This is a genomic window from Tepidimonas charontis (assembly GCF_007556685.1).
Lineage (GTDB): Bacteria > Pseudomonadota > Gammaproteobacteria > Burkholderiales > Burkholderiaceae_C > Tepidimonas > Tepidimonas charontis.
The window spans coordinates 1-17,686 of the sequence record NZ_VJON01000026.1; the positions used below are offsets into that span (position 1 = coordinate 1).

Annotated in this window: 22 protein-coding genes; 18 read left to right on the top strand and 4 right to left on the bottom strand. The window is 63.2% G+C overall.

Features of this window, described 5'->3' with window-relative positions; translation table 11 throughout:
• Positions 1-132 precede the first annotated feature (132 nt).
• The gene (locus Tchar_RS08390) at positions 133-525 is read left to right on the top strand and encodes a hypothetical protein (protein ID WP_144328619.1); all 393 of its coding nucleotides are present in this window, start codon (positions 133-135) and stop codon (positions 523-525) included.
• A 105-nt stretch (positions 526-630) separates the two neighbouring features.
• On the top strand, positions 631-2,640 hold the full coding sequence (locus Tchar_RS08395) for a type IV secretory system conjugative DNA transfer family protein (RefSeq protein WP_144328620.1): 2,010 nt from the start codon (positions 631-633) through the stop codon (positions 2,638-2,640).
• Here the strand turns inward: Tchar_RS08395 and Tchar_RS08400 are convergent.
• Positions 2,588-2,902 (bottom strand): hypothetical protein, encoded by a 315-nt coding sequence (locus tag Tchar_RS08400; RefSeq protein WP_144328621.1) that lies wholly within the window; start codon positions 2,900-2,902, stop codon positions 2,588-2,590. The genes Tchar_RS08395 and Tchar_RS08400 overlap by 53 nt on opposite strands.
• Positions 2,903-3,093: 191 nt before the next feature.
• On the opposite strand from Tchar_RS08400, the gene Tchar_RS08405 reads away from it, so the two are divergent.
• The 7 genes from Tchar_RS08405 to Tchar_RS08430 are packed head-to-tail and all read left to right on the top strand — an operon-like array spanning position 3,094 to position 6,294.
• Complete coding sequence (locus tag Tchar_RS08405) at positions 3,094-3,633, top strand: S26 family signal peptidase (protein WP_144328622.1); 540 nt, start codon at positions 3,094-3,096, stop codon at positions 3,631-3,633.
• Entirely contained in the window at positions 3,634-4,599 is a 966-nt protein-coding gene (gene trbB / locus Tchar_RS08410) for a P-type conjugative transfer ATPase TrbB (RefSeq protein WP_144328623.1), read from the top strand.
• Entirely contained in the window at positions 4,596-4,946 is a 351-nt protein-coding gene (locus Tchar_RS08415) for a hypothetical protein (RefSeq protein ID WP_144328624.1), read from the top strand. Before trbB ends, Tchar_RS08415 begins: the two co-directional genes overlap by 4 nt.
• 14 nt (positions 4,947-4,960) lie before the next feature.
• Entirely contained in the window at positions 4,961-5,389 is a 429-nt protein-coding gene (locus Tchar_RS08420) for a hypothetical protein (protein ID WP_144328625.1), read from the top strand.
• 2 nt (positions 5,390-5,391) lie between these two features.
• Positions 5,392-5,553: a hypothetical protein gene (locus Tchar_RS13745; protein WP_161595487.1), complete on the top strand. Its 162-nt coding sequence runs from the start codon at positions 5,392-5,394 to the stop codon at positions 5,551-5,553.
• A complete protein-coding gene (locus tag Tchar_RS08425; RefSeq protein ID WP_144328626.1) occupies positions 5,550-5,780 on the top strand; it encodes a hypothetical protein in 231 nt (76 codons plus the stop codon). Before Tchar_RS13745 ends, Tchar_RS08425 begins: the two co-directional genes overlap by 4 nt.
• The gene (locus tag Tchar_RS08430; protein ID WP_144328627.1) at positions 5,767-6,294 is read left to right on the top strand and encodes a hypothetical protein; all 528 of its coding nucleotides are present in this window, start codon (positions 5,767-5,769) and stop codon (positions 6,292-6,294) included. Before Tchar_RS08425 ends, Tchar_RS08430 begins: the two co-directional genes overlap by 14 nt.
• An 86-nt stretch (positions 6,295-6,380) precedes the next feature.
• On the opposite strand, the gene Tchar_RS08435 is transcribed toward Tchar_RS08430, so the two are convergent.
• From Tchar_RS08435 to Tchar_RS08445, 3 genes are read right to left on the bottom strand one after another with little or no spacing between them, the layout of a single operon-like run.
• Positions 6,381-6,707: an H-NS histone family protein gene (locus tag Tchar_RS08435; RefSeq protein WP_144328628.1), complete on the bottom strand. Its 327-nt coding sequence runs from the start codon at positions 6,705-6,707 to the stop codon at positions 6,381-6,383.
• Positions 6,697-8,586 carry a TraI/MobA(P) family conjugative relaxase gene (gene traI, locus Tchar_RS08440; RefSeq protein ID WP_144328629.1) on the bottom strand — a complete coding sequence of 630 codons (1,890 nt, stop codon included), beginning with the start codon at positions 8,584-8,586 and terminating at the stop codon, positions 6,697-6,699. Before traI ends, Tchar_RS08435 begins: the two co-directional genes overlap by 11 nt.
• Positions 8,576-8,869, bottom strand: coding sequence for a helix-turn-helix transcriptional regulator (locus tag Tchar_RS08445; RefSeq protein WP_144328630.1), 294 nt, complete (start codon positions 8,867-8,869; stop codon positions 8,576-8,578). The genes traI and Tchar_RS08445 overlap by 11 nt, the downstream gene beginning before the upstream one ends.
• Before the next feature lie 313 nt (positions 8,870-9,182).
• Between Tchar_RS08445 and Tchar_RS08450 the strand changes: the two genes are divergently transcribed.
• From Tchar_RS08450 to nuoI, 9 genes are read left to right on the top strand one after another with little or no spacing between them, the layout of a single operon-like run.
• The gene (locus Tchar_RS08450; RefSeq protein WP_144328631.1) at positions 9,183-9,542 is read left to right on the top strand and encodes an NADH-quinone oxidoreductase subunit A; all 360 of its coding nucleotides are present in this window, start codon (positions 9,183-9,185) and stop codon (positions 9,540-9,542) included.
• Positions 9,543-9,581: 39 nt separating this feature from the next.
• Positions 9,582-10,061 carry a NuoB/complex I 20 kDa subunit family protein gene (locus Tchar_RS08455; RefSeq protein ID WP_143900744.1) on the top strand — a complete coding sequence of 160 codons (480 nt, stop codon included), beginning with the start codon at positions 9,582-9,584 and terminating at the stop codon, positions 10,059-10,061.
• Between the two features lie 35 nt (positions 10,062-10,096).
• Positions 10,097-10,747, top strand: coding sequence for an NADH-quinone oxidoreductase subunit C (locus Tchar_RS08460; protein WP_144328632.1), 651 nt, complete (start codon positions 10,097-10,099; stop codon positions 10,745-10,747).
• A 31-nt stretch (positions 10,748-10,778) separates the two neighbouring features.
• Positions 10,779-12,032: an NADH-quinone oxidoreductase subunit D gene (locus Tchar_RS08465; RefSeq protein WP_144328633.1), complete on the top strand. Its 1,254-nt coding sequence runs from the start codon at positions 10,779-10,781 to the stop codon at positions 12,030-12,032.
• Positions 12,029-12,559, top strand: coding sequence for an NADH-quinone oxidoreductase subunit NuoE (gene nuoE, locus Tchar_RS08470; RefSeq protein WP_144328634.1), 531 nt, complete (start codon positions 12,029-12,031; stop codon positions 12,557-12,559). Before Tchar_RS08465 ends, nuoE begins: the two co-directional genes overlap by 4 nt.
• The gene (gene nuoF, locus Tchar_RS08475; protein WP_144328635.1) at positions 12,556-13,908 is read left to right on the top strand and encodes an NADH-quinone oxidoreductase subunit NuoF; all 1,353 of its coding nucleotides are present in this window, start codon (positions 12,556-12,558) and stop codon (positions 13,906-13,908) included. Before nuoE ends, nuoF begins: the two co-directional genes overlap by 4 nt.
• 13 nt (positions 13,909-13,921) lie before the next feature.
• Positions 13,922-16,072 (top strand): NADH-quinone oxidoreductase subunit NuoG, encoded by a 2,151-nt coding sequence (nuoG, locus tag Tchar_RS08480; protein WP_144328636.1) that lies wholly within the window; start codon positions 13,922-13,924, stop codon positions 16,070-16,072.
• A complete protein-coding gene (gene nuoH / locus Tchar_RS08485; protein WP_144328637.1) occupies positions 16,069-17,151 on the top strand; it encodes an NADH-quinone oxidoreductase subunit NuoH in 1,083 nt (360 codons plus the stop codon). The genes nuoG and nuoH overlap by 4 nt, the downstream gene beginning before the upstream one ends.
• A 14-nt stretch (positions 17,152-17,165) precedes the next feature.
• The gene (nuoI, locus tag Tchar_RS08490; RefSeq protein WP_144328638.1) at positions 17,166-17,675 is read left to right on the top strand and encodes an NADH-quinone oxidoreductase subunit NuoI; all 510 of its coding nucleotides are present in this window, start codon (positions 17,166-17,168) and stop codon (positions 17,673-17,675) included.
• Positions 17,676-17,686 lie beyond the last annotated feature (11 nt).

Genomic DNA, 17,686 nt, shown 5'->3' on the forward strand with positions numbered 1-17,686 from the left:
CAAGCGGAAGAAGTCCTCGGTGGCGGGGCAGGCAAACATCGAAAAACTCCCAGAAAACGGCGCATCAGACCATCAAATCTGGGGGAAATTGTACTCGCAAACAGACAATAACACAAGAAAAATCATGATGTTATGAATATTTCAGGGGCGACTAAAGCGAGCGCAGATCTTCTTGCTGGGGTGATTTTGTACGTGCTGCTGGAAGACATCCCGGAATCGGAACGTAGTTTGGCAACTGTCCAATCCATTTTGTCGGATGGCGGGATTATTCGCGCCCGGACCGAAGCCGAGCAGCGGCATCGTGATAAGGACGAGCGGTCAGAGGGCAGCAAGGCGGTGTTTGAGTACATCGTGGCCCGCGCCCGCACGATCCTGGAACTGCAAGGCGATGCGATGCCGATGTGGCAACGCATTGGCTGGCAGACCGCCGGACAAGCGGCGCAGTCGTACCTTAACAAAGCGCCAAACGAGGCTTCGGGCGTGCTGTCCACGGCGCTTTCGTTTCTGGCGCTGTACCGCAATTAACTAACCCGCCCCCCGTGAGAGAAGTTGCCCGGCCTTCGCGCCGGGCTTTTTTGTTCCGGCCCATTCTCTAAGGGGTGCGGGCGCGGTGCCCGCGCGGAGGGTTTTATGGCAACACCATCGATTTACAACATTCCTAAGTCGTCCGCCGACCTTGCCCGTGTGGTGTGGGTTGCGGCGGGTTTGTGCGTGGCCGTGCTGTTGGTCGGGCTTATCGTGGCCGGGCAGTATGCGGCGTGGCGGTTCGGGTACCACCCATCGCTCGGCCAGCCAGTATGGCCCGACCCCAGCGGCAAGGGCGGGCTTTACGTGCCCGGCGCGATTTTTGTGTGGATTTGGAAATACTTCCGACCCGATGTTGCCGCCGAAACGCGCACCGTTATTACGCAGGCCATCGCCATTCTGGCCGGGTTTGGCATCGCCGGGCTGCTGGTGGCGGTAACCTATATTTGGCACCGCACCCGCAAACTGAAAAACGAGGAACTGCACCTGCACGGCTCAGCTGGCTGGGCGTCGGATCAGGATATTGCCAAAAGCGGGCTGCTGCCGTCGGAGGCGAATAAGGGCGGCTGTTTGGTGGGATCGGTGGTGCAGGATGTCCGCGTGCCGCCGCGGTTTGCCCAGCAGTGGCGCTGGTGGCCGCAACGCCTGGGCTGGAAGCGCCAGCGCCAGATTTACCTGCGGCACAAGGGGCCTGAGCACATTCTGGTGTTTGCGCCGACACGCTCAGGCAAGGGCGTGGGTATTGTGGTGCCGACACTGCTGTCGTGGGACGAGTCCGTGCTGGTGCACGACATTAAAGGCGAAAACTGGGCGCTGACAAGCGGCTTCCGGGAAAAGGTGCTCGGCCAGCGCTGCCTGCGGTTTGCGCCGTCGGAAGCGGAGTCGGCGCGGTTCAACCCGCTGGCCGAAATCCGGCGGGACGGCAACATCGTGAAGGATGTGCAAAACATTGCCACGATTATCGTGGACCCGGATGGCAAAGGCCTGCAGGACCACTGGGCCAAAACCGGCTTCGACCTGCTGACCGGGGTGATTTTGTATGTGCTGCTGGAAGACATCCCGGAGTCGGAACGCAGTTTGGCGACAGTGCAATCCATCCTTTCTGACGGCGGGATCATCCGCGCCCGCGCGGAGGCCGAGCAGCGCCACCGCGACAAGGACGAGCGGTCGGAAGGTATCAAGGCGGTCTTTGAGTACATCGTCGCCCGCGCCCGCTCCATCCTGGAACTGCAGGGCGACGCGATGCCGATGTGGCAGCGCATCGGCTGGCAAACCGCTGGACAAGCGGCGCAGTCGTACCTAAACAAAGCGCCGAACGAAGCGTCGGGTGTGCTGTCCACCGCGCTGTCGTTTTTGGCGCTGTACCGCGATCCGATTGTGGCGCATAACACGTCGGGATCGGATTTCACGATTGAAAGCTTGATGCAGCAAAAAACCAGCTTGTATCTGGTGGTGCCGCCATCGGACAAGGATCGCCTGAAGCCCTTGCTGCGGCTTATCATAAATCAAGTGGTGAGACGGTTGACCGAGAGTATGGAATTCGATGCGGGCGGGGCTTCGCGCACCCGCTACCACCACCGCCTGCTGCTGCTTATCGACGAATTCCCGGCGTTGGGCAAGCTGGACGTTTTCGAGGAAGCGCTGGCGTTTATCGCGGGCTACGGCTTGAAGGCCATGCTCATCACACAGGACCTCTCGCAATTGCAAAAGGCGTACACCAAAGATGAGTCCATCATTTCCAACTGCCACATCCGCATTGCCTACGCGCCCAACAAAGTGGAAACGGCGGAACTGCTGTCGAAGATGACCGGCGTGGCGACCGTTCGACACGAGCAACGCAATTATTCGGGATCGCGGCTCAGCATACTGCTAAACAACGTCAGCACCAACGAGCAAATCGTCCAGCGCCCTCTGCTGACTGCCGACGAATGCATGCGCCTGCCGCCAGATGACGCGCTGATTTTCGTGGCGGGGTTCAAGCCGATTTACGGCCGCAAGATCAAGTATTACGAAGACCCGGTGCTTGCCAAGCGGCAACGCCTGGGACCGGCCAGCGCGCCGGTCACCACCGGCGCAACACGCGGCGGCGCACCCAGTACACCAGCGGCGGAGTGAAGTAGCGAATCCAGTCCCACAACACCGCCACGCTGTACAGCGACAGCAACAACAGGCGCCGCGCAAAAATAAACAGGAGAGTGTAATACGGAAAATAGATAACGACGAAGTTCACGACGAAGCTTTGGTGTCCAAGCTTCAACACGTCGATGAGATATACGGGAATTCCAATGAGCACCCAGTATGCGATAAACCACGCAAACATATTTTTAGCAAGCTGCCACGCAAGCTGCAGGCGGTATTTCCAGACTTCCGTATTCATGTCGCCGCTCCATCCAGTGGTACTTGGTACGCACCTATTATGGCAAACACCACCGCAGGACACAACAGCAGCACACCAGATCAACAACCTTCCTTTGCCCGATCCCAGCGCCCCGGGCGCCCCTTGGCCCTTTTTTGTTCCGGCCCGTTCTCTATAGGGTGCGGGCGGCGTGCCCGCGGAGGACACATGGTATGGCTGTACTTGTCTCGAATCGCCTTTTCGATCGGCTCCGCCGTCGAGCGGCTCGGTCATCGCTGGCTGCGCCGCTGGCAGCGCTCGCAGCGCTTGCCGTCATCTGCGCGGGCGGCACAGCGGCGTGGGCGCAGGGGTGGCGGGTGAATCTGACGCCTTCGTTGCCGGGGCTGCTGTACCGCGTGGTGCCAATTGCCGAAGCGCAACCGGGCGACTACGTCGAGTTCTGCCGACCGCTGCCCATCGGGCATCTCCCCGACGGCCCGTGCCCGGACGGAACGGCACGGCTGCTTAAGCGCGTAATTGCAACAGCGGGGGACCGGGTGTTGTTCACACCGCACGACATTGCGGTGTACCGCGGCGGGCAGGAACCGATCGTGTACCGCGCGCCTTGGCAAGTGCGGGATTCCAAGGGGAAGCCACTGCCGCATCCAACGTGGGGTGCGGAAATTCTGGTCACGCCGGGGCACGTGGTGGTCATCGGCGATCACCTGATGTCGCTAGATTCGCGGTATTTTGGACTTGTTAAGGGGGAATAAATGTCACCGGCACATGAAGCGTACCAGCGCCAAATCGAGGCTTTGCGGCGAGCGTTTGGACCGAAGCTGATGGGGTATTTTGCCGACCGGACGGTGGTGGAAATCATGGTCAATCCCGACGGGGGGCTGTGGGTGGAGCGCGCCGGCCACGGCATGACCCGCGAAGGCGATGTGTCGGCCACGCAAGCCACGGCCATTATCAACACCGCGGCGGCCCTGGTGGGATCGGTGGTGAATGCTGATGCGCCGGTGTTGGAATGCGAGCTACCTAACGGCGGCAGCGAATTCGGCGGCGCGCGCATGGAAGCGCTGGTGCCGCCAGCGGTGGCTGCACCGGCTTTTGCCGTGCGCAAAAAGGCGGAAATGGTGTTTACGCTGGACGATTATGTCGCGCGAGGCATTATGTCGGAGGTGCAACGGCGGGCGATTGTGGAGGCCGTGGAAGCCCGGCGCAACATTCTCATCGCGGGCGGCACCGGCACCGGCAAAACTACGCTTGCCAACGCGGTACTCGATGCCGTTGCGCGGCACGATCCGCAGTCACGGATTGTGGTGATCGAGGACACGCAAGAGCTGCAATGCACAGCTAGCAATGTCGTGTTTTTGCGCACCACGATCAATGTCGATCAAACGCAACTGCTGCGCGCCACCATGCGGCTGCGCCCAGACCGCATCGTGGTAGGCGAAGTGCGCGACAAGTCTGCGCTGGCACTGCTTAAGGCGTGGAATACCGGGCATCCTGGCGGCGTCGGCACAGTGCACGCCAACGATGCGCGGGCGGCGCTGATTCGGGTGGGGCAGCTGATTCAGGAAGCTGGTGTGCCGCCTGCCCCGGAACTGATTGCCGAAGCGGTGAATGTGGTGGTGTCCATCCGCCGCATCTCGGGGCAGCCGGGGCGGATAGTAGATGAAGTGGTGGCTGTGCGCGGGTACAGCAATGGGCAATTTGTAACGGAGGTTCTATGAACACACATGCTTGGATTGCCGCGGCTGCGGCGTTGCTAGCCGGATATGCCGGCGCCACAACCCTACCGGACGGATGCTACAAAAGCATCGATGGCGGCCCGCTAGCAATGAAAATAGCCATGAAAAACAACCGCGCCGTTGTGGATATGGCCGACAGGCGCGGCAAGATACAAATAGAAGGAAATGTAATGATTGTTGACAACGTTATTGCGATCACCGGCCGTGATAACGGTATAACATTGCGGGTGTATGGCAATGGTGATGTGCTGGGCGTTTATGCCGCCGATGCCGATGCCATTGCTATCCGTACCGGGTGCCACTCAGCATTCGGTAGTTTTAAGCAGTAAGAAAGGAGCCTGTCATGCTGAAAGTTGCTATTGCTGCCGTTTCCGCTGCCGCCCTGCTGTCGGGCTGCGTCGGTAATGATGCCGATCAATATGTCGGCTGCTGGCAGTCGGAAAAGCTCAAGCAAAACGCAGTAATGCGCGTGGATTACGGCCCGGGCGGGAAAACTCATCTGGTATTCCACGTCAAGCAGTTCCCGTCTGCATTTTGGGGAAGCAAAAAGCTTGAGGAAAAGAAAATGAGCTTTGTCGTGCCGGAGTCGGGCCATCCGTACCTGGATGGTCCCATGCCGATGCGCATTGAAATGGTGCTGCATAACAAAAACACCATGACCATCGCGGGCGACAGCTATCAGCGCACCGACTGCAAAGCATGGAACGAGTTCGACGCGGCGTGGGAAAAAGAGCTTGCCCGCCGCGAGGCGGCGCCCCGCTTCAGGATGTGATGATGGATCGGTGGTGGCGGGCTATTTTGGTGCTGCACGGGCTGTTTTGGGTGCTCGTGCCGGTCATGGCCCGCCCGCACAATCGAGCGGCTATTGCGTGGATGCTGCTGGAAGTGCTGCACCCGTATGCCGCCGCCCGCATGCTGTTTGCATTAGTGTTATGAGCGATAAACATCTTCCCATCGAAGAATCGGTGCTGGCAGCACTAGCTGAGCGCCCACATTCCGTCGGCTCGCTCGTGCGGCGATTTGGCGTCGGTTCGGGCGTGCGGCAGGCTATTAGCACGCTGCTGGCTGCCGGACAAATTACACTGTACGGCGACTGTCCGCTGGATTACCGCTTAGTGTTTCGCACCGACATGCTCGCCAAACCACGCCATGCGACGCCGTGACTTGCTGTTTGCCGGGCTGCTGGCGCCGCTTGCTGCGCACACCAGTGCTATGCATGCCGCCGCGGTGCTGCGGCTGGGCCTGGACGACGCGGTAACGCGGGCCATCGCCGCGCATTCGCCCCTGCCGCCCGAGCAGCGGCGGTTTACGCATGCGGGGCTGCTGGTACGCACGGCGACACGGGAGTTTGTCATCCATGCCACCCCGGATGCGGGGGTGGTGGCGCAAGACTGGGGGGAGTTTTGCGGGCACTCGCGCGACACCGCGCTGTTTGCTGCGCCACCCGGCGAAGCCGCCCGAGTAGTGGCTCGATGCGCAGCGTGGCTTGGCAAGCCGTTTTCGCGGCGGCTGCTGTGGTCCGCGCCGGGCGAAACGTACTGTACGCGGCTGCTTGCCGAAGCTATTGCGCCGGAATACCCCTGGCCGCGCATGCGCGTGCTGTTTTACCCCGATCCGGTACTGCACCCGGACGCACTTGCCGAAAAGCTGCCGCAGCTTGGCTGGCAGCCAGCATAAAAAAACCCCGCGCGAGGCGGGGGGTGCGGTAAGGAGAAAGCCTGGAATCAAGATGGATGTTGCTTGCTAGCAACGGACGTATTGTATCACGCCACGGCAAGCTCGTCCAGCGATCCGCCGCGCTCAATATGCTCGTGCACCCACGCGGGTTTGCGGCCTTTGCCGGACCACGTGCGGCCCGATACTGGATCGCGGTACTTCGGCGCCAGCACACCGCGGCGCGGGCGCGAAACAGCGGACTTGCGTCCGACAATGGCTGCTACATCCTGTGGCCCAAGCCCCGCTTCGCGGGCGGCCTTGGTAATGGCTTCCGCGGCCAGCGCCCGCAGCTTTTCCCGCAGCGCGGCAAGCTGTTGCTCGCACGCAACAATCTGTGCGCGAACAGACTCGATGGTTTCAGTCTCAGCGGTCATGCTTCACCTCCTTTGCATTAAGTGACGGTGACGGCATTGTATGCGCATTACTGAGTTCAAGCAACAGTTCGCGTTCTGCATGCCAAACACGCTGCAATTCCAGGTTTGCCACGGCTATGCCACGACGGGCGGCAAGTCGCGCAGCCCGCTCCCGAAATGCAGCATCGCCGGTGATCAGCACTTCGCCGCCATAACGGTCGGCAGCAAGCTCCAGCGCCGCGATGGTGGCGTCCTCGTCGTCGGGGCCGCCTGCCACCTCGATGCGCTGGCCTGCATCGCGAATGCGCTCGCGGCCCTGGTCGTCGCGGTAGGTAATAACCGTCCAGTCGCGCGACACCTCCGCGTGCGCTTGCGCCAGCGTCCAGCGCTGCGCTTCGCCGGAAATGCTGCCCGCTAGCAAAACACCGTCGCGCGGGTAGTCGCGCAAGTCCTCACCTTCGAAACCGGCCTCACGCTGCTTTTGCTTGCGCTTTTCGCGGTAAGCTATGCCCCGCAATGCAGCGATGGCGGCGGGGTCTTGGTACAGCCGGGCACGCATCTCGAGGAAGTCGCGCCACGACGGTGAATACTGCTTCAGCAGCGCCTCGCGCTCAGCGCGGTGGCGGGTTTTAAGGGCATTCAGCGCAGCGGCGTTTTGCCCTGCCAGCAACTGCCGGGCGACTTCCGTGCCATGCACTTGTACCAAAGCCTCGATGCGCTGTGTGTGCGCGGCTCGCAACGCGTCGAGCAACTGCTGCCGCTCCCGCTTTTGCTGCGCTTTCAGCGCGGCCAGCGCCGCCCGCTTTTGCGCCGGTGCTTGCGCAACGTGCTCACGGTAACGCTCGTACAGCTCGCGCCGGGCTTCGGCCCGCTGCTGTCTGCGCTGCTCGCGCAAACCTGGGTCGCGTTTGCCGGTGCGGGGCTGCTCAGGGATGTCGCCGCGCATGCATGCCACTTGGTAAGCTGCAAGCGTTATGCGAGGCTGCACCGGCTGCTGCGGCGGCTGATAAGGGCCAAGGCGCTGCTGGAAGGCAGCGCTGCGTATGCCGAGCTCGGACAGCTTAATCACACGCTGCTTGCCCCGCTCATCCGCAGCGGCGAGCACATAGCCGCTGCCCTTGGGCTGCAATGCCAATCCGTGCTCCTGCAACGCAGCATGCACCGCTTGCCAGTCGTGGGCGGCTTCAAGTCGCTGGCGGATGTTGTAATGCTCCGCAAACGCCAGCAGCCCGGGCAGGCCGGTAGCACGGTCGGCGGCAAGATGTTGGGCTCGCTTGCGCTCGCGCGCGGAAAGCAAGCGAACGGTCCCGTTTTCTACCACGTGCGGACCGGGCGAGTGCCGCCAGCCCTGCACCAGCTCGATCTCGCGCATGGCGCGATCCAGCACCAAAAAATCGCGCTTAGGCGGGCCGAGGTACGCTAGCGTTTCGGGATGGTACTTGCACGCCACGGCGTGCACGTGGTGGTGCTCTTTGTCCCGGTGCACCACGTAAAACGCGGCAGCGTCGCGCATGCCCAGCGCTCCCAGCACGTGCTCGAACGCCTGGCGCGCCTGCGCGTCGGTGGGGCGCTCCCCGGGCTGCCATGTAACAACCACGTGATACAGCGGCTGGTCGGCTGCCACGCCAGCTGCCCGCACGCGCTGCACGATTGCATCCAGCGCACGCGCAAGCTCGCGCTGCTGCCGCAGCGGATCGGTGATGCCCGCAGCGGCAAGGGCTGGGGTCACGCCTGCGCTTTCGACACCGGAGCGCGCTGCGTATTGCACCAACGCCGCCGCATCGGGCGGCAGGCCTTCGGCCAGCTCGGCGGCACGCTGCTCATCGGGCTCGAGGGCGTAGTCAACCAGCGCCCGCGCGCTGGTGTAGCGCTTTTGCTGCGGAATAACCTTAGTCAGCATTGTCTGCACTCTGAAACACAAACAGCTTGCGAGGGCGCCCCCGGCCCCGCTTAGCGGGCGGCTCGGCGTGCCTGCAGGCCTCCAGCCACTGCCGCACTTCGTCCGCACGCCAGCGCACGCGCTTTCCTATGTGCAGCGACGCGGGAAAGCCGGGCGGCGGGTTGCGCACGCCCGACGACCAGTGGTACACGGTGGTAATGCGAACGCGCAACAGCGTGGCAATGTCGTCGGCGGTCAGCAGATCGGACTGGAACCGCCCGGGCGCAGGAATGTGCTCGTCCATCGAAGGTCCTTTCAAGATGGTGTCTGTCGCGGGCACGCCGCCCGCACCCTATAGAGAACGGGCCGGAACAAAAAAGGGGTGCGGGCCGCGCTGCGCGCGGGGATCGGGCAAAGGAAGGCGCGGGCGGGCGGCCTTGTGGTGGTACACTTCGCACCGCGCTGCGCGGTGGCTGCGCCTTGGATGCGCGGCAGTCCGCAGAAAATACGCAGCGTCGAGCTAAGGCCTTGATTTTTCAAGATGGCCGATGCTCGCCGTCGGCACCAAGTTCAGACACCGAAAAGCGCCTGCAGGGCGCTTCTTTCCGGAGAAAACCGTGAGCCTCGAGCAGTATTTGCCCGTCCTTCTGTTCATTCTGGTGGGCTTGGCGGTTGGGGTACTCCCGCAGGTATTTGGTTATCTGCTCGGGCCGAATCGGCCCGATCCGGAAAAAAACTCTCCCTACGAGTGTGGATTCGAGGCGTTCGAAGACGCGCGCATGAAATTCGATGTGCGCTACTACCTCGTGGCCATCTTGTTCATTCTGTTCGATTTGGAAATCGCCTTTCTGATCCCTTGGGCGGTGGCCTTTGCCGACATCGGTGCCACGGGGTTTTGGGCTGGGGTGATGTTCCTGGCGATTCTGGTGGTGGGCTTCGCCTACGAGTGGAAGAAGGGGGCGCTGGACTGGGAGTGACCATCCAGCCGCTTGGCCGACGCAACCTGGGAGCCGCAGATGATCGAAGGTGTCTTCAAAGAGGGGTTCTTCACCACCAGCTACGACGCCGTGGTGAACTGGGCCAAGACGGGCTCGCTGTGGCCGATGACGTTCGGGCTGGCGTGCTGTGCCGTCGAGATGATGCATGCGGCCACCGCCCGCTACGACATTGCGCGCTTTGGCGCCGAGGTGTTTCGCGCCAGCCCGCGCCAGTCGGATTTGATGATCGTGGCCGGTACGCTGTGCAACAAGATGGCGCCGGCGCTGCGCAAGGTGTACGACCAGATGGCCGAGCCGCGCTGGGTGCTGAGTATGGGATCGTGCGCCAACGGCGGTGGTTACTACCACTACAGCTACTCGGTGGTGCGCGGCTGCGACCGCATCGTGCCGGTAGATGTCTATGTCCCCGGTTGCCCGCCGACGGCTGAAGCCTTGCTGTACGGCATCATCCAGCTGCAGCACAAGATCCGCCGCACCCAGACCATCGCGCGCGTCTGAGGGCGGCGCGCCGGTATCCCGCAGGAGAGCATTCGATGACAGCGACGACGTCCGCGTTCGACTGGGCTGCCTTGGCGCAGCAAACCGTCCGCCCGGCGCCACAAGCCGTGCACGATGCGGTGGTGGCGGCGCTGGGCGAGCGCGCGCGCCGCGTGCAGCTGCAGCGTGGCGAAGTGACCGTGGAGGTCGATGCAGCCCAGTACCACGAGGCCATGCGCGTGCTGCGTGATGCGCCGCACTGTCGTTTCGAGCAGTTGATCGATCTGTGCGGCGTGGACTACTCCACCTACCGCGACGGCGCCTGGGAAGGGTCGCGCTTCGCCGTCGTCGTGCACCTGCTGTCGGTGACGCTGAACCAGCGCGTGCGCGTGCGCACCTTCTGTGCGGACGACGATTTTCCGGTGGTGGACACCGTCACCGATCTGTGGCCGTCGGCCAACTGGTACGAGCGTGAAGCATTCGACCTGTTTGGCATCGTCTTCGAGGGGCACGCCGATTTGCGACGCATCCTCACCGACTACGGCTTCATCGGTCATCCGTTCCGCAAGGACTTTCCGCTGTCGGGTCACGTCGAGATGCGTTACGACCCGGAACGGCGCCGCGTCATCTACGAGCCGGTGACCATCGAGCCGCGCGAAATCACACCGCGCATCATCCGCGAAGAAGGCTACGGGGGCTTGCACTGACGCCGGCGGCGTCCTGCAGGGGTTGACCGACATGGCTGACATCAAGAACTACACCCTCAACTTCGGGCCGCAGCATCCCGCCGCACACGGCGTGCTGCGGCTGGTGCTGGAGCTCGACGGCGAGGTCGTGCAGCGCGCCGACCCGCACATTGGCCTGCTGCACCGCGCCACCGAAAAACTGGCCGAGCACAAGACCTATATCCAGTCGCTGCCCTATATGGATCGGCTGGACTATGTTTCGATGATGTGCAACGAGCACGCCTACTGTCTGGCGATCGAAAAGCTGCTCGGCATCGAGGTGCCCATCCGCGCCCAGTACATCCGCGTCATGTTCGCGGAAATCACCCGGCTGCTCAACCATCTGATGTGGCTGGGTTCGCACGGCAACGACTGCGGCAGCTCCACCATTTTGCTGTACTGCTTTCGCGAGCGCGAAGACCTGTTCGACATGTACGAAGCCGTGTCGGGGGCGCGCATGCACGCGGCGTATTTCCGTCCCGGCGGCGTCTACCGCGACTTGCCCGACACGATGCCGCAGCACCAGCCGGGCAAAATCCGTGGCGCGCGGCCGCTGGAGGAGCTCAACCGCAACCGTCAAGGCTCGCTGCTGGACTTCATCGACGACTTCACACAGCGCTTCCCCACCTACTTGGACGAATACCACACGCTGCTGACTGACAACCGTATCTGGAAGCAGCGCACGGTGGGCATCGGCGTGGTGCCGCCCGAGAAGGCGCTGGCGATGGGCATGACCGGGCCGATGTTGCGTGGCTCCGGCATCCCCTGGGATCTGCGTAAAAAGCAGCCCTACGAGGTGTACGACCGCCTCGACTTTGACATCCCGGTGGGCAAGAACGGCGACACCTACGACCGCTATCTGGTGCGCATGGAGGAGATGCGCCAGTCCAATCGCATCATCAAGCAGTGCGTGGACTGGCTGCGCGCCAACCCAGGGCCAGTGATCACCGACAACACCAAGGTGGCGCCACCCCGGCGCGAGACGATGAAGGCCGACATGGAGGCCCTGATCCACCACTTCAAGCTGTTCACCGAGGGCTTTCACGTGCCCGAGGGCGAGGCGTATGCGGCGGTGGAGCATCCCAAGGGCGAATTTGGCATCTACATCATCAGCGACGGGGCCAACAAGCCGTACCGGCTCAAGATCCGCGCCCCCGGCTTTGCCCACCTGTCCTGCCTGGACGAGATGGCGCGTGGGCACATGCTGGCCGACGCGGTGGCCATCATCGGCACCCTGGACATCGTGTTTGGAGAGATCGACCGATGAGCACCGAGACTGCAGCCGTGCAGCCGCTGGCCCTGAGCGAGGCGACGCTGGCGCGCTTTGCACGCGAAGTGGCCAAGTACCCGGCCGATCAGCGCCAATCGGCGGTGATGGCCTGCTTGGCCATCATCCAGCAGGAATATGGCTGGGTGAGCCCGGCGGCCGAGTTGGCGGTGGCCAACTACCTGGGCATGGCGCCGATCGCCGTGCACGAGGTCACCACTTTCTACAACATGTACAACCAGCAGCCGGTGGGGCGCTTCAAGCTCAATGTCTGCACCAATTTGCCGTGCCAGCTGCGCGACGGCGCCAAGGCGCTGCAGTACCTGGCCGACAAACTGGGCGTGGCGCCCGGCGGCACCACCGCAGACGGGCTGTTCACCCTGCAGGCGTCCGAGTGTTTGGGGGCGTGCGCCGATGCGCCGGTGATGTTGGTCAACGACCGCCATATGTGCAGTTTCATGTCCGACGAGCGGCTCGACCAGCTCATCGACGGACTGCGCGCCGCGGCGCAGGAGGGGCAGGCATGAACGTCAATCAACTGCTGCAGCAGTTTCAGGCTACCGGGGTGCAGACCTGCTTTCACGGTCGGCACATCGCGCCGCAAATCTACGCCGGCCTGGATGGCACCAACTGGCGGCTCAAGGACTACGAGGCGCGTGGCGGCTACCAGGCGTTGCGCAAGATCCTGGGCCAGGATGGTGGCGAGGGCATGACGCCCGATCAGGTGATCGCCGAGGTCAAGACCAGCGCGCTGCGCGGGCGCGGCGGGGCGGGCTTTCCCACCGGCCTGAAGTGGAGCTTCATGCCGCGTCAATTTCCCGGGCAGAAGTATTTGGTGTGCAATTCGGATGAGGGCGAGCCCGGCACCTGCAAAGACCGTGACATCCTGATGTACAACCCGCACATCGTCATCGAGGGGATGGCAATCGCTGCCTACGCGATGGGTGTCTCGGTTGGCTACAACTATATTCACGGCGAAATCTTTCAGGTCTATGAGCGCTTCGAAGAAGCGCTGCAAGAGGCGCGCGCCGCTGGCTACCTGGGTGAAAATATCCTGGGCAGCGGTTTTTCCTTTCAACTGTACGCGCATCACGGCTTCGGGGCCTATATCTGTGGTGAGGAGACCGCGCTGCTGGAATCGCTCGAAGGCAAAAAAGGCCAGCCGCGCTTCAAGCCGCCGTTTCCTGCCAGCTACGGCCTGTACGGCAAACCCACCACCATCAATAACACCGAAACCTTCGCGGCGGTGCCGTGGATCATCCGTCACGGTGGTCAGGCCTATCTGGAGATGGGCAAGCCCAACAACGGCGGCACCAAGATCTTTTCGGTCAGTGGTGACGTCGAGCGTCCGGGCAATTACGAAATTCCGCTGGGCACGCCGTTTGCCAAACTGTTGGAGTTGGCCGGCGGCGTGCGCGGCGGGCAGCGCTTGAAGGCAGTCATTCCGGGGGGCTCGTCGGCCCCGGTACTGCCGGCCGACATCATGATGGACCTCACCATGGACTACGACAGCATCGCCAAAGCGGGCTCGATGCTGGGGTCGGGCGCGGTGATCGTGATGGACGAGACGCGCTGCATGGTCAAAGCCCTGCAGCGTCTGAGCTACTTTTACATGCACGAGTCCTGCGGCCAGTGCACGCCCTGCCGCGAGGGCACCGGCTGGCTGTGGCGGGTGGTCGATCGCATCGAGCGCGGCTTGGGGCGAGCGGAGGATTTGGCGCTGCTGGACAACGTGGCGGAAAACATCATGGGCCGCACGATCTGCGCGCTGGGCGATGCGGCGGCGATGCCGGTGCGCGGCATGATCAAGCATTTCCGCCACGAATTCGAATACCACGTCGAACACAAGACCTGCATGGTTCCGGCGTATGTCTGAGGGAAAGCCCACCATGGTCGAAATCGAAATCGACGGCCGCAAGGTCGAGGTGCCCGCTGGCAGCATGGTCATGCATGCCGCCGACAAGGCCGGGATCTACATTCCCCATTTTTGTTATCATAAAAAGTTGTCCATCGCGGCCAACTGCCGCATGTGCCTGGTCGATGTGGAGAAGGCGCCGAAGCCGATACCGGCGTGCGCCACGCCCGTGTCGATGGGCATGGTGGTGCGCACCAAGAGTGAAAAGGCCATCAAGGCACAAAAAGCGGTGATGGAGTTTTTGCTCATCAACCACCCGCTGGACTGCCCGATTTGCGACCAGGGCGGCGAGTGTCAATTGCAAGATCTGGCGGTCGGCTACGGCGGTACGCAGTCGCGCTACCAGGAAGAAAAGCGCGTCGTTTTCCACAAAAATGTGGGGCCGCTCATCTCGATGGAGGAGATGAGCCGCTGCATCCACTGCACCCGCTGCGTACGCTTCGGACAGGAAATCGCCGGTGTCATGGAGCTCGGCATGAGCCACCGTGGCGAGCATTCGGAAATCGAGACCTTCGTCGGGCAGACAGTGGACTCGGAGCTGTCGGGCAATATGATCGACCTGTGTCCGGTGGGGGCCCTCACCAGCAAGCCGTTTCGCTATGCGGCGCGCACCTGGGAGCTATCCCGGCGCAAGAGCATCAGCCCGCACGATTCCACCGGGGCCAATCTGGTGGTACAGGTCAAGGGCGACCGTGTGCTGCGCGTGGTGCCGCTGGAAAACGAGGCTGTCAACGAGTGCTGGATCGCCGACCGCGACCGCTTCAGCTACGAGGCGCTCAGCAGCCCCGAGCGGCTGACCCAGCCGATGATCAAGCAAGGCGGGGAGTGGCGCAGCGTCGATTGGCAGACCGCGCTCGAATACGTCGCCCAGGGTTTGAAGGGGGTGTGCGCCCAGCACGGAGCCGGTGCCATCGGTCTGCTGGCCAGCCCGCACGCCACGGTCGAGGAGCTGGCGCTGGCGCGCGCCCTGATGGACGGGTTGGGCAGCCCCAACCGCGACCACCGCCTGCGCGCGGCCGCCTTCGATGCCGCGGCGCCCGCGGGCACGGCGCGTTGGTTGGGGTTGCCGATCGCCGAGCTGTCGGCGCTGGACCGTGTGCTGGTGGTGGGGTCCAACCTACGCAAGGATCATCCGTTGTTTGCGCAGCGCATTCGCCAAGCCGCGCGCAAAGGCGCGCAGGTCTCGGCGTTGGTGGAGCAGGCACCGGACTGGGCGTTGCCGCTGTACCGCGTCGCGTTGACGTCGTTTGCCGATTGGGTACAGGCGCTGGCGCAGGTGGCGGTGGCGGTGGCCGAGGCGCGTGGCCTGACGCCGCCGGCGGCGGTGCAGGGCGTGCAGGCGGACGAGACGGCGCGCGCCATCGCGCAGTCGCTGCTCGGCGGCGAGCGGCGCGCGGTGTTGTTGGGCAACGCGGCCATGCACCACGAACGTGCAGCGGCGCTGCTGGCATTGGCGCAGTGGGTGGCTGAACAAACCGGCGCGCGCTGGGGGGTGTTGACCGAAGCGGCCAATACCGTCGGCGCGCAGCTGGTGGGCATGCTGCCAGGCCCGGGTGGCCTGAATGCGGCACAGATGCTGCGGCCGGGGGCGTTGAAGGCGGCGGTGTTGCTGGGCGTGGAGCCGGGGCTGGACACCGCTGCGCCTGCCAGCGGTCTGGCCGAGGCCGAGCTGGTGGTGACGCTCAGCCCATTTCGGACCAACCTCGACATCAGTGACGTATTGTTGCCGGTGGCGCCATTTACCGAAACGTCTGGCTCGTTCGTCAATGCCGAAGGTCGGCTGCAGAGCTTTCAGGCGGTCGTCAAGCCACTGGGCGAGACGCGCCCGGCCTGGAAGGTGCTGCGCGTGTTGGGCAACGTGCTCGGTCTGCCCGGTTTCGAATACACCTCGTCGCAAGAGGTGTTGGCGCAAGTGCTGCCCGGCGTGCCCCACGGTGCTTTCGTGCCGGCGCAACGCTTGGATAACCGCTGCGACGCCCCGATCGACCTGACCCCGGCGCGGGGGGCGCCATGCGTGGCCGCGATTTACCAGCTCGACGCGCTGGTGCGTCGAGCGCCGGCGCTGCAGGCCACTGCCGATGGCCGGGCGGGCCGTGTCCGTGTCGCCGAAGGAGTGAGTGCATGATCGACACGTTGTACCAGGGTGGCCTGAACCTGAGCTCGGCCGCCTGGTGGACCCAGGCCGGTTGGCCGGTGCTGTGGATTCTGCTCAAAATCGTGGCGCTCTTGGCGCCCCTGATGCTGTTGGTGGCTTACCTGACGTGGTGGGAGCGGCGCCTGTTGGGCTTCATGCAGGTGCGCCTTGGCCCCAACCGGGTCGGTCCGTTCGGTTTGCTGCAACCGATTGCCGATGCGCTCAAACTCCTGACCAAAGAGTTGATCCGTCCCACCGCAGCCAACGGGGGGCTGTTTCGCCTCGGGCCCATCATGGCCATCATGCCGGCGCTGGCGGCGTGGGTGGCGGTGCCGTTCGGGCCCGATGTCGTGCTGGCCAACGTCAACGCGGGGCTGCTGGTCATTTTGGCCATCACCTCCATCGAGGTCTACGGCGTCATCATCGCCGGTTGGGCATCGAACTCCAAATATGCGTTCTTGGGCGCGCTGCGTGCATCGGCGCAGATGGTCAGCTACGAGATCGCCATCGGCTTTTGCTTCCTGGTGGTGGTGATGACCGCCGGCAGTCTCAATTTGGCCGACATCGTGGCGTCGCAGCAGCGTGGCGTCGCCGCCGACATGGGGTTGAACTTTCTGTCGTGGAACTGGCTGCCGCTACTGCCCATTTTCATGGTGTACTTGATTTCGGCGGTGGCCGAGACCAACCGCCACCCGTTCGACGTCGTCGAGGGCGAGGCCGAAATCGTGGCCGGCCACATGGTGGAGTACTCCGGCATGAGCTTTGCCATCTTCTTCTTGGCCGAGTACGCCAGCATGTGGCTGGTGTCGATTCTGGCGGTGCTGATGTTCCTGGGCGGCTGGGACGCACCGATCGACAGCGTCGTCTTCAATGCCATCCCGGGCTGGGTCTGGTTGGGCCTGAAGACGGCCATCGTCGTGTCGATGTTCATCTGGATTCGCGCCACGTTCCCGCGCTTTCGCTATGACCAGATCATGCGCCTGGGCTGGAAGATCTTCATCCCCGTGACACTGATCTGGCTGCTGTTGGTGGGCGCCGTGATGCAGACGCCGTGGAATCCGTGGAAGTGAAGGAGGGCCTACCGATGTCCGCCACCGCCGTCGCGCCGTTCTCGTTGAAAGATTTTTTCAAGAGCTTTTTGCTCGTCGAGCTGTTCAAGGGCATGGCGTTGACCGGGCGCTATGCACTGCGCCGCAAGGTGACGCTGCAATACCCGGAAGAAAAGACGCCGCTGTCGCCGCGTTTTCGTGGCTTGCACGCGCAGCGCCGCTACCCCAATGGTGAGGAGCGCTGTATCGCCTGCAAGTTGTGCGAGGCCGTCTGCCCGGCGATGGCCATCACCATCGAGTCGGGCGAGCGCGCCGACGGCACGCGCCGCACCACGCGCTACGACATCGACCTGACCAAATGCATTTTCTGCGGCTTCTGTGAGGAAGCCTGTCCGGTCGATGCGATCGTGGAGACCCATATCTTCGAGTACCACGGCGAAAAGCGCGGCGACCTCTACTTCACCAAGGAGATGTTGCTGGCGGTCGGCGATCGCTACGAGAAAGAAATCGCCGCCGCCAAGGCGGCCGACGCCAAATACCGTTGACCACGGCAGCA